We start from the raw sequence: 11,975 nt of genomic DNA, 5'->3' as shown, positions 1-11,975 counted from the left end.
GAGCGGCGGGCGGGGGCGGCGGGCGCGGGCGGCGCCCGGCTGTGGCGTGCCGTCGCGGCGACACGGGCGCCCGCGCACGCCCCCCGCCACATGGCGGCCGTCGCCCGTCACGCCATCGCCGCGTGCGGCAATGCGCTCGATCAGCGCAGCTTCAGTCATTTCATTCCCTAACCAGATCGTCGGCGACCAGATCGTCGGCGACAAGGCCGGGGCCTATACGCGCGGCCTGCGCGATATGCCAGCCCACCGCCGCGACCGCGGCATCGAACGCGTCACCACCGCGCGCGAGCGTCGCGCCGCACGCCCCGGCGAGCACGTCGCCCGTCCCCGCCGTCGCGAGCCAGGGGCTACCCGGCCAGGCGGCGGCAACACGGCCGTCAGGCGCGGCGATGATGGTGTCGGCGCCCTTGTAGATGACGACTGCGCGTGTCCGCGCGGCGGCCGCCTTGGCACGGTCGATCTTGCTACCGTAGAGCTGCGGAAAGGCGCGCGCGAACTCGCCCTCATGCGGGGTCAGGATCGCATTACGCGGCGTTTCGGACAGGCGCGGCAGCGCGGCGTCGATGGCGGCCGCGTCGAACACCAGCGGTTTGCCCGAATCGAGTGCCGCCTCGACATTGAACAGCAATTCGTCGCCTGCCGGAAATCCCGGTCCGATCACGACCGCGCCGACGCGCGGATCGCCGAGCCGCTCGCCGAGTTTCGCTTCGCTTTCGGCAATGATCGCCGACAAGGGTGCCCTATCGCTGCCGTCGAGCACGACATAGCCTACGCCCGCGCGCAGCGCTGCCGCGGCGGCCAGGCCGGCGGCGCCGCGCATGGGCCCGGCGGAGACCAGCACCATGCCGCGCGTGAATTTGTGCGCCGTGACATCGGGCTGGGGCGTCCGCGGAGGGGGCAAGCTGCGCATCGCCTTGCTCGCCGATATGCCGATGGGCGCGAGCAGGACGCGCCCGCAACCCGGCGCGGTCGGCAGCAGGACATGCGCGGGCTTGAGCGCTCCCAGCGCCAGCGTCACATCGGCGGCGAGCGGCGGCGTCCAGTCCTGGGCGCCGTCACTCTCGATCCCGCTCGGGAGGTCGACCGCCAATATGCGCCGGTCGGAAAAATGCCGGAGGATTATGGCCAGCCCGTCCGGGATCGGCCGCGACAGCCCGACGCCGAACAGCGCGTCGACGATCAAGGGAGCAGGAGCAAGGCGGCCGTTCAGCGGCTCGACAGGCCCGCTCCACCCTGCCCGCGCCGCCTTTGCCAGATCGGTTGTGGGCTCGGCCAGCGCGGCAACGCGCACCGGCGCCCCCCGCTCCGCGAGAAGACGCGCCGCGACATAACCGTCGCCGCCATTGTTGCCGGGGCCGCACAGGATCAGGATCGGTGCGCCCGCCGCCATACGCCACGCGGTATCGGCGACCGCGGTGCCCGCAAGCTCCATCAATTCGGAGAGCGATGTCCCTTGGATCGCGCACGCGGCCTCGGCCTCGCGCATCGCCTTGGCGGTCAGGATCGGGGCATCGGCGGGAACGGACATGCACCCTGTCCTATCACGATCGGGCGAAAGCGACTACTTCGCGCCGCCCGTATTGGCGGGCAGGCGATAGCGGTCGTTGCCGATCGCGACCTCGATGACATTGTCACCGATGATGCTCACTTTCGCGGGCTCTGCGCCGTCGGCGGACACCACGCCGCGTCCATCGGTCGTAATCTGCAGGCGGCGGTAACCGACATTGCTGCGCCCGACGACGAGCACCGCCCCGCCCTCGCCGCTCATTTCCTCGACGGTGCAGGTCCGGTCGAACAGCTTCGCGCCCTCGAGCGCACATTCGATGCGGCCGTTTTCGGCGGCTTCGCGCGATCCGCGCGCTTCGGCCTCGGCAAGGTCGCTGTTGTCGGATGTGCGATTGCAGCCCGTGAGCGCAACCAGCGCCAGCAATGCCCCCCCGAGTCTTCTCATCCCTTGCCCTTCAACTGCGACAGGTCGCGCACCGCGCCGCGTGCGGCACTCGTCGTCATCGCGGCATAAGCCTGAAGTGCTACCGAAACCTTGCGCGGACGTGGCTTCGCGGGCTGCCAGGCGGCATCGCCCTTCGCTTCCATCGCGGCGCGGCGGTCGGCGAGCACGCCGTCGGCGACCATCAGGTTGATCGTGCGCTTCGGAATATCGATCTCGATCAGGTCGCCATTCTCGACCAGCCCGATCGTTCCGCCCTCGGCGGCTTCGGGCGAGGCGTGGCCGATCGACAGACCCGACGTGCCGCCCGAGAAGCGCCCGTCGGTTACCAGCGCGCACGCGGCGCCGAGCCCCTTCGATTTGAGGTAGCTCGTCGGATAGAGCATTTCCTGCATCCCCGGCCCGCCCTTGGGTCCTTCGTAGCGGATGACGACAACGTCGCCCGCCTCCACCTGTCCGGTGAGGATGCCCGCGACCGCCGCGTCCTGGCTTTCATAAACCTTGGCTGGACCCGTGAACTTCAAAATGCTCTCGTCGACGCCCGCGGTCTTCACGATGCAGCCGTCGAGCGCGATATTGCCCGACAGCACCGCGAGGCCGCCGTCCTGGCTGAAGGCGTGCTCGGCCGAGCGGATCACGCCCGCCTCACGGTCGAGGTCGAGGTCATCCCAGCGCCGGTCCTGGCTGAAGGCGACCTGCGTCGGCACCCCGCCCGGCGCGGCCATGAAGAATTTCTGCACCTCGGGATCGTTGGTCCGCGAAATATCCCATTTGTTGAGCGCATCGCCGAGCGTCGCGCTGTGCACCGTCGGCAGATGCGCATGGAGCAAGCCCGCACGCTCGAGCTGGCCGAGGATCGCCATGATCCCACCGGCGCGGTGGACATCCTCCATATGGACGTCCGACTTCGCCGGAGCGACCTTCGACAGGCACGGCACGCGGCGCGACAGCCGGTCGATGTCGTCCATCGTGAAATCGACCCCCGCCTCGAACGCGGCGGCGAGCAGGTGGAGCACGGTGTTGGTCGACCCGCCCATCGCGATGTCGAGGCTCATCGCATTCTCGAATGCCTCGAATGTCGCGATATTGCGCGGGAGGACGCTGTCGTCGTCTTGCTCATAGTGACGGCGGCACATCTCGACGACGATCCGTCCCGCGCGCAGGAACAATTCCTTGCGGTCGGCATGCGTCGCCAGCGTCGATCCGTTGCCGGGAAGCGACAGCCCCAGCGCTTCGGTCAGGCAGTTCATCGAATTCGCGGTAAACATGCCCGAGCACGACCCGCACGTCGGACACGCCGCGCGCTCGATCTCGGTGACTTCCTCGTCGGTATATTTCTCGTCGGCGGCGGCGACCATCGCGTCGACCAGGTCGAGCGCGACTTCCTTGCCCTTCAGGATCACCTTTCCGGCTTCCATCGGCCCGCCCGACACGAACACCACGGGGATGTTGATCCGCAGCGCGGCCATCAGCATGCCCGGCGTGATCTTGTCGCAGTTCGAAATGCATACCATTGCGTCGGCGCAATGCGCGTTGACCATATATTCGACGCTGTCGGCGATCAGGTCGCGGCTCGGCAGTGAATAGAGCATGCCGTCATGCCCCATCGCGATGCCGTCATCGACTGCGATCGTGTTGAATTCCTTGGCAACCCCGCCCGACGCCTCGATCTCACGCGCGACCAGCTGCCCCAAGTCCTTCAGATGAACGTGCCCGGGGACGAACTGGGTAAAGCTGTTTACCACCGCGATGATCGGCTTGCCGAAGTCGCTGTCCTTCATCCCCGTTGCGCGCCAGAGGCCGCGCGCGCCCGCCATGTTACGGCCGTGGGTGGTGGTGCGCGAACGATATGAAGGCATTTTCTACAGTCCTGATAATTTTATTTCAAAAATAAGCGAAGAGACGCGCCTCTACACGCCTATTTGGCCAGATTCAATGCAACTTTGCTGCACATGCGAGAAAGCCGCCCGGCGAACAGCGCCTGCCCCGCCGCATCGCCGACCAGATCCTGCCGCATCTCGATCCCAACATAGGGAATGCCATTGCCCTCGGCATGGCGGTTCATCGTCGCGTTGAGCAGCTTGCCCGAATAGGGCTGCTGGTCGCCGACGACCATGTCTTCAGCTTCCAAGGCCGCGATTGCGGCCGCCGCAAGCCGGTCGTCCTCATTATAGAGCACCCCGACGTGCCACGGCCGCGCCTGATCGGGATGTGCGGCAAGCGACGGGGTGAAGCTGTGCAGCGACAGGATCATCGCCGGGCGCTGCGCGGCGATCGTCGCGGCGATATGCGCATGATAGGGGCGGAAAAAGCGCGCCAGCCGCGCTTCGCGCGCCGCATCGCCCAGCGCATTGCCCGGCACCGCATGCCCGTCGCTGGCGATCGGAAGCACGCCCGGCGCATCCTCCTCACGGTTGCAGTCGACGACGAGGCGCGACACGCCGCCGAGGATCGCCGCATCGACCGCGCCGCTTTCGACGAGGAGCGCTGCAACCTCGGCGACGCCGATGTCGATCGCAATATGATTGGCCAGCAGCGCGCGATCGATGCCGAGCTCGACGTCGTCCGGCACATGGGCCGAGGCATGATCGGCGATCAGCAAGATGCCGCCCGCGCGCGCTTCGCCGAGTTGCCGCCACGCTTCACTCATCGCAATGTCCCCGTCATCGACCACCAGTCCGGATGCCGCTCCGCCAGCTGCGCCGCCGCCGCGTCGCGCCCGGCCGCCGCGTCGAACAAAGCGAAACAGGTCGCGCCCGATCCCGACATGCGCGCAAGCCAGGGGCGCAGTCCGCCGAGCTCGAGCAAGATATCGGCAATCGCCGGACACTGCGCGATCGCCGGGCGCTGCAAATCGTTGCGCGCGCTGAACAACTGCGCGCGGAGATCGGCACCGGTGAACCGCGGCCCGCGATCGATCCCGTCCCACGCCGCAAAAACCGGCCCCGTCGCCACCGGCTGGCGCGGATTGACCAGCAGCACCGGCGTTCCGCCAAGCCGCAATTCGGGCACGGCGCTCAGCTCCTCGCCCACCCCAACACCCAGACAGGTCGTGCTTTCCACACAGGCGGCGATGTCGGCGCCGAGCGGGCCGACGAGCCGCGCCAGCGCCGTATCGCCCAGCTCGGGCAGGAAATGCGTCCGGATCAGCCGCGCCATCGCCGCAGCGTCGGCCGACCCGCCCCCGATCCCCGCCGCCACCGGCAGCTTCTTCGTCAACGTCACCGCCAGCGGCGGCACCCGCTCCGCACCATAGCGTTCGCGCAGCAGCGTCAGTACCTTCATCACCAGATTGTCGCCGCCCGCGCTCAGCCCCTCGGCGAATTCACCGTCGATCGTCAGCGCATCGGCATCGGCGAACTCGGCGGCGATCGCGTCGCCGTCGTCGACGAACGCGAACAAGGTCTCGATCGCATGATAGCCATCGGCCCGGCGCCCACGGACGTGGAGCGCGAGGTTGATCTTGGCCCAGCCCGTCTCGCGAAACGCGGTCACGGCGCGGTGGTTGCGGGGGTCAGCCCGTCGCGCAGCTTTGCCTCCAGCCGCGTCGCCATTTCGGCTTCGGCGAGCAGCGCGGCAGCGCGCCAATTGTAGCGCGCCTGAAACTTCTGCCCCGCCTTCCAATAAGCGTCGCCCAAATGCTCGACGATCACGGCATTTCCGGGTTCGCCAAGCTGCGCTTTTTCGAGCAGCTTCACCGCGTCGTCGGTACGACCCGTCAGGAAATAGGCCCAGCCGAGCGAGTCGGCGATACTCGCATTCTGCGGCTCCTGCGCCCACGCAGCCTCGATCCGCGCGAGCGACTGCTTCACATCCTTGCGCCGTTCCAGCGCCGAATAACCCGCGAAATTGAGGATCGAGGCATCATCGGGCCGCAGTGCGACCGCCTTTTCCATCAGCGGCGCCGCCGCATCCCACTGCCCCGCCTGCAGCAACAGTTCGGCGCGCGCGATCAGCAACGTGCCACGCAGCATATTGTCGCCAGCACCGTTCCCCAGCGAAGCTTCGAGACGCTCATAGGCGCGTGCCGCCGCTGCCGGATCGCCCGATCGGCGCGCGATATCGGCAAGACGGACGAGCATGCTGCGCGCGTCATTGTCCTTCGCCGCGGCCTCGGCCAGCTTGGCCGCACCGGGCAGGTCGCCGGCGTCGGCCATCAATTCGGCGCGCCGCATCGCGAGAACCGGGGGGAGCGGCGCGCGCACGGTTTCGAGCAGCGCCATGGCATCGCCCCGCTGGCCATTGCGATCGAGCGCCTCGACGAGCGTCGCCCGCACCGCCAGATCCTGATCGTTGAGCCAATAGGCGGCGCGGGCGAACAGCAGCGGCAATTTGGCGCTGCCGCCCGGCGTCCGCGCCAATCCGTCGGCGAGCAGGCCGAGCCATTGCGCTACACCCGCCTGCGGCGTCGAGACGGGCTGATCGGGTAGCAACAGCATCGGGTCCTCGCGCTGTCCCGACGCGAGCGCGATCCGCCCGCGCAGCCGCTGCGCTGTATCCTGTTGCCCCGCCTTGTCGAGCGTTGCCGCCACGCGCAGTCCGACGAGCTGGCTGGTCCGGTCGGTCAGGGTTATACCGTCGGTCAGCGTCGCCGCCTCGCCGACCCGCTTGGTCGCGATCTGGACGAGCGCGACCTGCAGCGTTAGCGCCGGCTCGGGACGCGTGCGGCTGTTCACTGCAAGCAGATGCCGCTCGGGCAGCTTTTCGCGGGAACCAACATCGACCCAGGCGTTCACCGTGGGCAGGATCAACCGCCCGATCGTGTCGGCCCCTGCCTTGTCGATCCGGCCCGCGGCATAATCGCGCGCGGCCTTCCAGTCCGACCGGCGCATCGCGTCGACCATCAGCACGAGCTGTGCATCGAAGCGGCGGTCATCCGCCGTCCATAGGCGCAGCGCCGCGGCGCGTGCTGCCTCCAGATCGCCCGCCTCGATCGCCTGCTCGAGCATCCTTCCGCGCAGGCCCGGCAGGTCGGGCGCGACGCTCGAAACCGCGGTCAGCGCCGACAAGGCCGCGGCGGGCTCACCACCCTCTTCCGCGAGCCGCGCCCGCACGAGCGCGTTGAGCGCGGCGCCATTGTCGTCGACGGCATGCGCCGGAACCGCCGCCGCAATCGCGGCGACGATCAGAAAGAAGCGCGCGGGCTTACATGTTCGGGTAATTGGGGCCTCCGCCGCCTTCGGGGGTGACCCAGTTGATATTCTGGGTCGGGTCCTTGATATCGCATGTCTTGCAGTGGACGCAATTCTGCGCGTTGATCACGAACTTGGGATCGCCTTCGGCTTCGCCGACAATCTCGTAAACTCCCGCCGGGCAATAACGCTGCGCGGGCTCGTCATAGAGCGGCAAATTGTACGCGACGGGGATCGACGGATCCTTGAGCTGGAGGTGGACCGGCTGGTCCTCCTCATGGTTCGTGTTCGAAACGAACACCGACGACAGGCGGTCAAAGGTCAGCACGCCGTCGGGTTTCGGATAATCGGGTTTCGGCATGATGTCGGCCCGGTACAGGCTCTCATTGTCCGGATGATGCTTCATCGTGAAGGGCACTTTGATCTTCAGCGTTTCGAGCCACATCGTGATGCCAGACAGCAGCGTTCCCGCGAGATCGCCATATTTTTCGACGAGCGGCAGCACGTTCCGCACGACGCTGAGTTCCTTCTTGACCCAGCTGTCGTCAAAGGCGGCCTGATAGGCGTCGAGCGTGTCGCTGCTGCGCCCCGCGGTCACCGCCGCGAACGCTGCTTCGGCCGCCATCATCCCCGATTTCATCGCGGTATGCGTGCCCTTGATGCGCGGAACGTTCAGGAAACCGGCTGTGTCACCGATCAGCGCGCCGCCCGGGAAAGCGAGCTTCGGCACCGACTGCAACCCGCCGTCGCTGATCGCGCGCGCGCCATAGGAGACGCGCTTGCCGCCCTTCAGGATCTTGGCGATCTCGGGGTGCGTTTTCCACTTCTGCATCTCCTGGAACGGGGAGATGTGCGGGTTGCGATAGTTGAGCCAGGTCACGAAACCGAGTGCGACCTGTCCGTTCGCCTGATGATAGAGGAAACCGCCGCCATTGGCGTTTTCGTCGAGCGGCCAGCCCTGCGTGTGGATCACGCGGCCCTCGGCGTGGTTCTCGGGCTTGATGTCCCACAATTCCTTGACGCCAAGGCCATAGACCTGCGGCTCGCAATCGGCGTCGAGCGCGAATTGCGGCTTGATCATCTTGGTCAGGTGACCGCGCACGCCTTCCGCGAAGAAAGTGTATTTCGCGTGGAGCTCGAGGCCGGGGGCGTAATCGCCCTTATGGCTGCCGTCGCGTGCGACGCCCATGTCGCCGGTCGCGACGCCTTTGACCGATCCATCCTCATTGTAGAGAATTTCCGCGGCGGGGAAGCCGGGGAAGATTTCGACGCCCAGTCCCTCAGCCTGCTCGGCGAGCCAGCGGCAAAGATTGCCAAGGCTGCCGGTATAGGTGCCCTTGTTGTGCATGAAGCCCGGCGAGATGAATTCGGGAAGCGCGAATTTTTTCGCCTTCGTCAGCACCCAATGCTGATTGTCGTTCACCGGGACTTCGGCAAGCGGACAGCCCTGCGTCCGCCATTCGGGAAGCAGCTCGTCGAGCGATTTGGGATCGATCACCGCCCCAGAGAGGATGTGCGCGCCAACCTCGGACCCCTTTTCGAGGATGCACACCGACAATTCGCTGCCCGCGTCATTCGTCAATTGTTTGAGGCGGATCGCCGCCGAAAGCCCCGCCGGCCCTGCGCCAACGATGACCACGTCATAGGGCATCGATTCCCGTTCGCTCACCGCAAATACCTTTCTGCCGTCCCCGCGCGGGATCATTCATCGTGTCCCGCGCTCATTCTGTCACGAAATGCGATGCCCGCCAATTGACGCGTCCGTCAACTGCCTGTTTGAAACAAATTCATGGGTGGGCAAAAATCAGCCTTGATGGCGGAAAGCTATAGCGACTGGTGGTCGCTGGCGGGCGTCGACATGCTTGTCGGTGAGGAACCGGCGGGCTGGCTTGCCATGCCGCCGGCAAATGACGTTGCGGCGGCCAAGCCGAAACGCGTGGTCAACGCCGAGCCCGAACTACCTCCGCTTCCCGCTGCGCTCCAGCGGCAGGAGGTGCCCGAGACGGCCGAACCCAAGGGACCGGTCGTGTTTCCGGACGACTGGACCGAATTTCAAAGCTGGCTCGCGACAAGCGACGATGTGCCCGGGAGCCAATGGGACGCGCGCCGCGTGCTCCCGGTCGGTGACGCCGGCGCGCCGCTGATGCTGCTCACCGCATGGCCCGAAATCGACGATCAGCGCGACGGCACGCTGTTCGCGGGCCCAGCGGGCAAATTGCTCGACGCGATGTTGCAGGCGATCGGCAAGGCGCGTGGCGACTGCTATGTCGCCAGCCTTGCCGTAACGCGTCCCGCCGGCGGACGCTACGACGGCGAAGAAGCGGCCGAACTCGACCGGCTGCTCTGGCATCATCTGAAACTGGCAAAACCGGGGCGTTTGCTGCTGATCGGCGGCGACGTCGTCCGCATGGCCGCCGGCCTGCCGCTGCCCGATGCGCGCGGAAAGTTACTCAATATTAACCAAGATGGCGGCAAGATGGAGGCCGTGGCTGTAGCGCATCCGACGATGCTGCTAGCCAGGCCCGCGCAGAAGGCGGCGGCGTGGGATAGCCTGAAACTGTTCAACCGGGGACGTTGACGGATGCAGAATATGACCAAAACCCTGATTTCATGCGCCGTTCTGGCGATCTCCCTGAGCTCCGCACCGGCGTTCGCCGCCGATGCCGGCAACCGCGACCTCGCCTCGGCCCCGCAGACGGTGCCCGAGATTTTGTCGTCGAAACAGAAACAGCTTTACACGCAGGTGCTCACCGCGATCCGCGGCCAGCGCTGGGCCGAAGCCAAATCGCTGCTCGATGGCTCGGATAACGGCCCGCTCTCCGATTTCCTGCGCGCCGAACTGCTCACCGCCGCGAACAGCCCGCGTGCCGAAATTTCCGACATCATGCCGATCCTGTCGCGATCGCCTTACCTCCCGCAGGCCGAACAGCTTGGCCGGCTGGCGACGCGGCGCGGTGCAACCGACCTTCCGACGCTGCCGTTCCAGGCGCGGCTGGCCTGGTCCGGCAGCGCCCCGCGCCGCCTTGGTGCCGACGCGATCAGCGGCGACCCCGCGGCGGCCGCGCTCGCGCGCTCGATTCCGGAGCGGATCAAGAATGACGATCCTGCGGGCGCCGAAGCGTTGCTCAACGCCGTCGGCGACCAGCTGAGCCCCGAGGCGCGCAACGAATGGCGGCAGAAGGTCGCCTGGTCCTATTATATCGAGAATGACGACGCCAACGCGCTGCGTCTGGCGAGCGAATGCAGCGACGGTCAGGGCGCATGGTCGACACAGGGCGCTTGGGTCAAGGGCCTCGCCGCGTGGCGCACCCGCGACTATCGCACCGCGCTCACCGCCTTCGACCGCGTCGCGAAGGAAGCGCCCGACAGCGAACTGCGCGCCGCCGCTTATTATTGGGCCGCGCGCGCCGCGATCGCCGCGGGCGAACCCGCATCGGTGCAACAGCGCCTGCGCGCCGCCGCGTCGAACGAGGAAACTTTCTACGGCCTGCTCGCCGCCGAATCGCTGGGCGTCGAGGCGAAGATCCAGCGCGAGAATGTCCGTGCCGACCGCAGCGCCTGGCGCGCACTCGAAGGACTGCCCAATGTCCGCGCCGCGATGGCGTTCGCCGAGATCGGCGAGGATAAATATGCCGGCACGCTGCTCCGCCATCAGGCGCTGATCGGCGACGTCCGACAGCACGAGCAATTGCTCGCGATGGCCGGGGCGCTCAGCTTGCCCGAAACGCAGCTCTATCTTGCACACAACACGCCGCAGGGCCGCAAGCTCGCGGCGCAGACGCGCTATCCGCAGCCCAAATGGGAGCCCAATGGCGGGTGGAAGGTCGACCCGGCGCTGGTTTTCGCGCACACGCTGCAGGAATCGCGCTTCCAGCGCGCCGTTGTCAGCCCGGCGGGCGCGCTTGGCCTGATGCAGGTGCGCCCCGGCACAGCGCGCGACGTCGCGCGCTGGCGCGGCGATCTCGGGACCGGCGACCTCCGCAGCCCTGCGGTCAACATGGACATGGGGCAAAGCTATCTGCAGTATCTGAGCCGCGACGCCTCAACCGGGGGGCTGCTGCCCAAGGTCATCGCCGCCTATAACGCGGGGCCCGCGCCCGTCGCGCGCTGGCAGTCGGAAATCCGCGACAATGGCGATCCCCTGCTTTACATGGAATCGATCCCCTATTGGGAGACGCGCGGATATGTCGGCATCGTGCTGCGCAATTACTGGATGTACGAGGCGCAGCAGGGCAAGCCGTCGGTCAGCCGCGCCGCGCTGGCGCAGGGCAAATGGCCGCGCTTCCCCGACGGCAAGGACCGCACGCGCCTGACCTATGCCGGCGGTCTGGCCAATGCCGATTGACGAAAGCCTGACCTTCAAACCCGTCCGCATCGCGCTGCTGACGATTTCGGACAGCCGCAGCGCTGCCGATGACCGGTCGGGCGACAAGCTTGAGGAGCTGCTGACCGGCGCGGGCCATATTCTGGCCGCGCGCGCGATCGTCAAGGACGAGACCGACCTGATCGTCTCGCGCCTCCATAACTGGATCGACGACCCCGATGTCGATGTCGTGATCACCACCGGCGGCACCGGCCTCACGGGACGCGACGTGACGCCGGAGGCGCTGCACCGGCTCGACGGCAAGGACATTCCCGGCTTCGGCGAGCTGTTCCGCTGGCTCAGCTATCAGACGATCGGCACCTCGACGATCCAGTCGCGCGCCTGCGCCGTCGTCGCGCGCGGCACTTATATCTTCGCGCTCCCCGGTTCGACCGGCGCGGTGACCGACGCATGGGAGGGCATATTGTCGACCCAGCTCGACAGCCGCCATAAACCCTGCAACTTCGTCGAACTGATGCCGCGACTGACCGAATAGTCGATTTGTTCTTTATTTGTTCTCACCGGAGGATTA

At 66.9% G+C, this 11,975-nt stretch carries 10 protein-coding genes; 3 read left to right on the top strand and 7 right to left on the bottom strand.

Annotation, left to right across the window (positions count from 1 at the left end):
* Positions 1 to 160 precede the first annotated feature (160 nt).
* The 7 genes from FG91_RS12770 to FG91_RS12740 form a co-directional block, all read right to left on the bottom strand.
* Positions 161 to 1,528, bottom strand: a complete 1,368-nt coding sequence (locus tag FG91_RS12770) for an NAD(P)H-hydrate epimerase (RefSeq protein ID WP_037515382.1) — start codon at positions 1,526 to 1,528, stop codon at positions 161 to 163.
* A gap of 33 nt (positions 1,529 to 1,561) precedes the next feature.
* Complete coding sequence (locus tag FG91_RS12765; RefSeq protein WP_052187544.1) at positions 1,562 to 1,951, bottom strand: hypothetical protein; 390 nt, start codon at positions 1,949 to 1,951, stop codon at positions 1,562 to 1,564.
* Positions 1,948 to 3,807, bottom strand: coding sequence for a dihydroxy-acid dehydratase (ilvD, locus tag FG91_RS12760; RefSeq protein ID WP_037515380.1), 1,860 nt, complete (start codon positions 3,805 to 3,807; stop codon positions 1,948 to 1,950). Before ilvD ends, FG91_RS12765 begins: the two co-directional genes overlap by 4 nt.
* Before the next feature lie 59 nt (positions 3,808 to 3,866).
* Positions 3,867 to 4,598, bottom strand: a complete 732-nt coding sequence (locus tag FG91_RS12755; RefSeq protein WP_037515379.1) for an N-formylglutamate amidohydrolase — start codon at positions 4,596 to 4,598, stop codon at positions 3,867 to 3,869.
* A complete protein-coding gene (locus FG91_RS12750) occupies positions 4,595 to 5,443 on the bottom strand; it encodes a 4-(cytidine 5'-diphospho)-2-C-methyl-D-erythritol kinase (RefSeq protein WP_037515378.1) in 849 nt (282 codons plus the stop codon). The genes FG91_RS12755 and FG91_RS12750 overlap by 4 nt, the downstream gene beginning before the upstream one ends.
* The gene (locus FG91_RS12745) at positions 5,440 to 7,002 is read right to left on the bottom strand and encodes a hypothetical protein (protein ID WP_235212026.1); all 1,563 of its coding nucleotides are present in this window, start codon (positions 7,000 to 7,002) and stop codon (positions 5,440 to 5,442) included. The genes FG91_RS12750 and FG91_RS12745 overlap by 4 nt, the downstream gene beginning before the upstream one ends.
* 91 nt (positions 7,003 to 7,093) lie before the next feature.
* The gene (locus FG91_RS12740; protein ID WP_037515516.1) at positions 7,094 to 8,749 is read right to left on the bottom strand and encodes an electron transfer flavoprotein-ubiquinone oxidoreductase; all 1,656 of its coding nucleotides are present in this window, start codon (positions 8,747 to 8,749) and stop codon (positions 7,094 to 7,096) included.
* Positions 8,750 to 8,893: 144 nt separating this feature from the next.
* Between FG91_RS12740 and FG91_RS12735 the strand changes: the two genes are divergently transcribed.
* The 3 genes from FG91_RS12735 to moaB are packed head-to-tail and all read left to right on the top strand — an operon-like array spanning position 8,894 to position 11,939.
* Complete coding sequence (locus tag FG91_RS12735; protein WP_235212025.1) at positions 8,894 to 9,658, top strand: uracil-DNA glycosylase family protein; 765 nt, start codon at positions 8,894 to 8,896, stop codon at positions 9,656 to 9,658.
* 12 nt (positions 9,659 to 9,670) lie between these two features.
* Positions 9,671 to 11,425: a lytic transglycosylase domain-containing protein gene (locus tag FG91_RS12730; protein ID WP_037515515.1), complete on the top strand. Its 1,755-nt coding sequence runs from the start codon at positions 9,671 to 9,673 to the stop codon at positions 11,423 to 11,425.
* Positions 11,415 to 11,939, top strand: a complete 525-nt coding sequence (gene moaB, locus FG91_RS12725; protein WP_037515376.1) for a molybdenum cofactor biosynthesis protein B — start codon at positions 11,415 to 11,417, stop codon at positions 11,937 to 11,939. The genes FG91_RS12730 and moaB overlap by 11 nt, the downstream gene beginning before the upstream one ends.
* The last annotated feature ends 36 nt before the right edge of the window (positions 11,940 to 11,975 follow it).

The sequence above is a fragment of the Sphingopyxis sp. LC81 genome, from assembly GCF_000756375.1.
Taxonomy (GTDB): Bacteria; Pseudomonadota; Alphaproteobacteria; order Sphingomonadales; family Sphingomonadaceae; genus Sphingopyxis.
This window is presented reverse-complemented; position numbering and strand designations above follow the sequence as displayed.

Bases quoted from the DNA above. Each gene is read 5' to 3' on its own strand.
- FG91_RS12755 (WP_037515379.1), bottom strand. From the start codon at position 4,598: ATGAGTGAAGCGTGGCGGCAACTCGGCGAAGCGCGCGCGGGCGGCATC.
- moaB (WP_037515376.1), top strand. From the start codon at position 11,415: ATGCCGATTGACGAAAGCCTGACCTTCAAACCCGTCCGCATCGCGCTG.
- ilvD (WP_037515380.1), bottom strand. From the start codon at position 3,807: ATGCCTTCATATCGTTCGCGCACCACCACCCACGGCCGTAACATGGCG.
- FG91_RS12735 (WP_235212025.1), top strand. From the start codon at position 8,894: ATGGCGGAAAGCTATAGCGACTGGTGGTCGCTGGCGGGCGTCGACATG.
- FG91_RS12765 (WP_052187544.1), bottom strand. From the start codon at position 1,951: ATGAGAAGACTCGGGGGGGCATTGCTGGCGCTGGTTGCGCTCACGGGC.
- FG91_RS12730 (WP_037515515.1), top strand. From the start codon at position 9,671: ATGACCAAAACCCTGATTTCATGCGCCGTTCTGGCGATCTCCCTGAGC.
- FG91_RS12770 (WP_037515382.1), bottom strand. From the start codon at position 1,528: ATGTCCGTTCCCGCCGATGCCCCGATCCTGACCGCCAAGGCGATGCGC.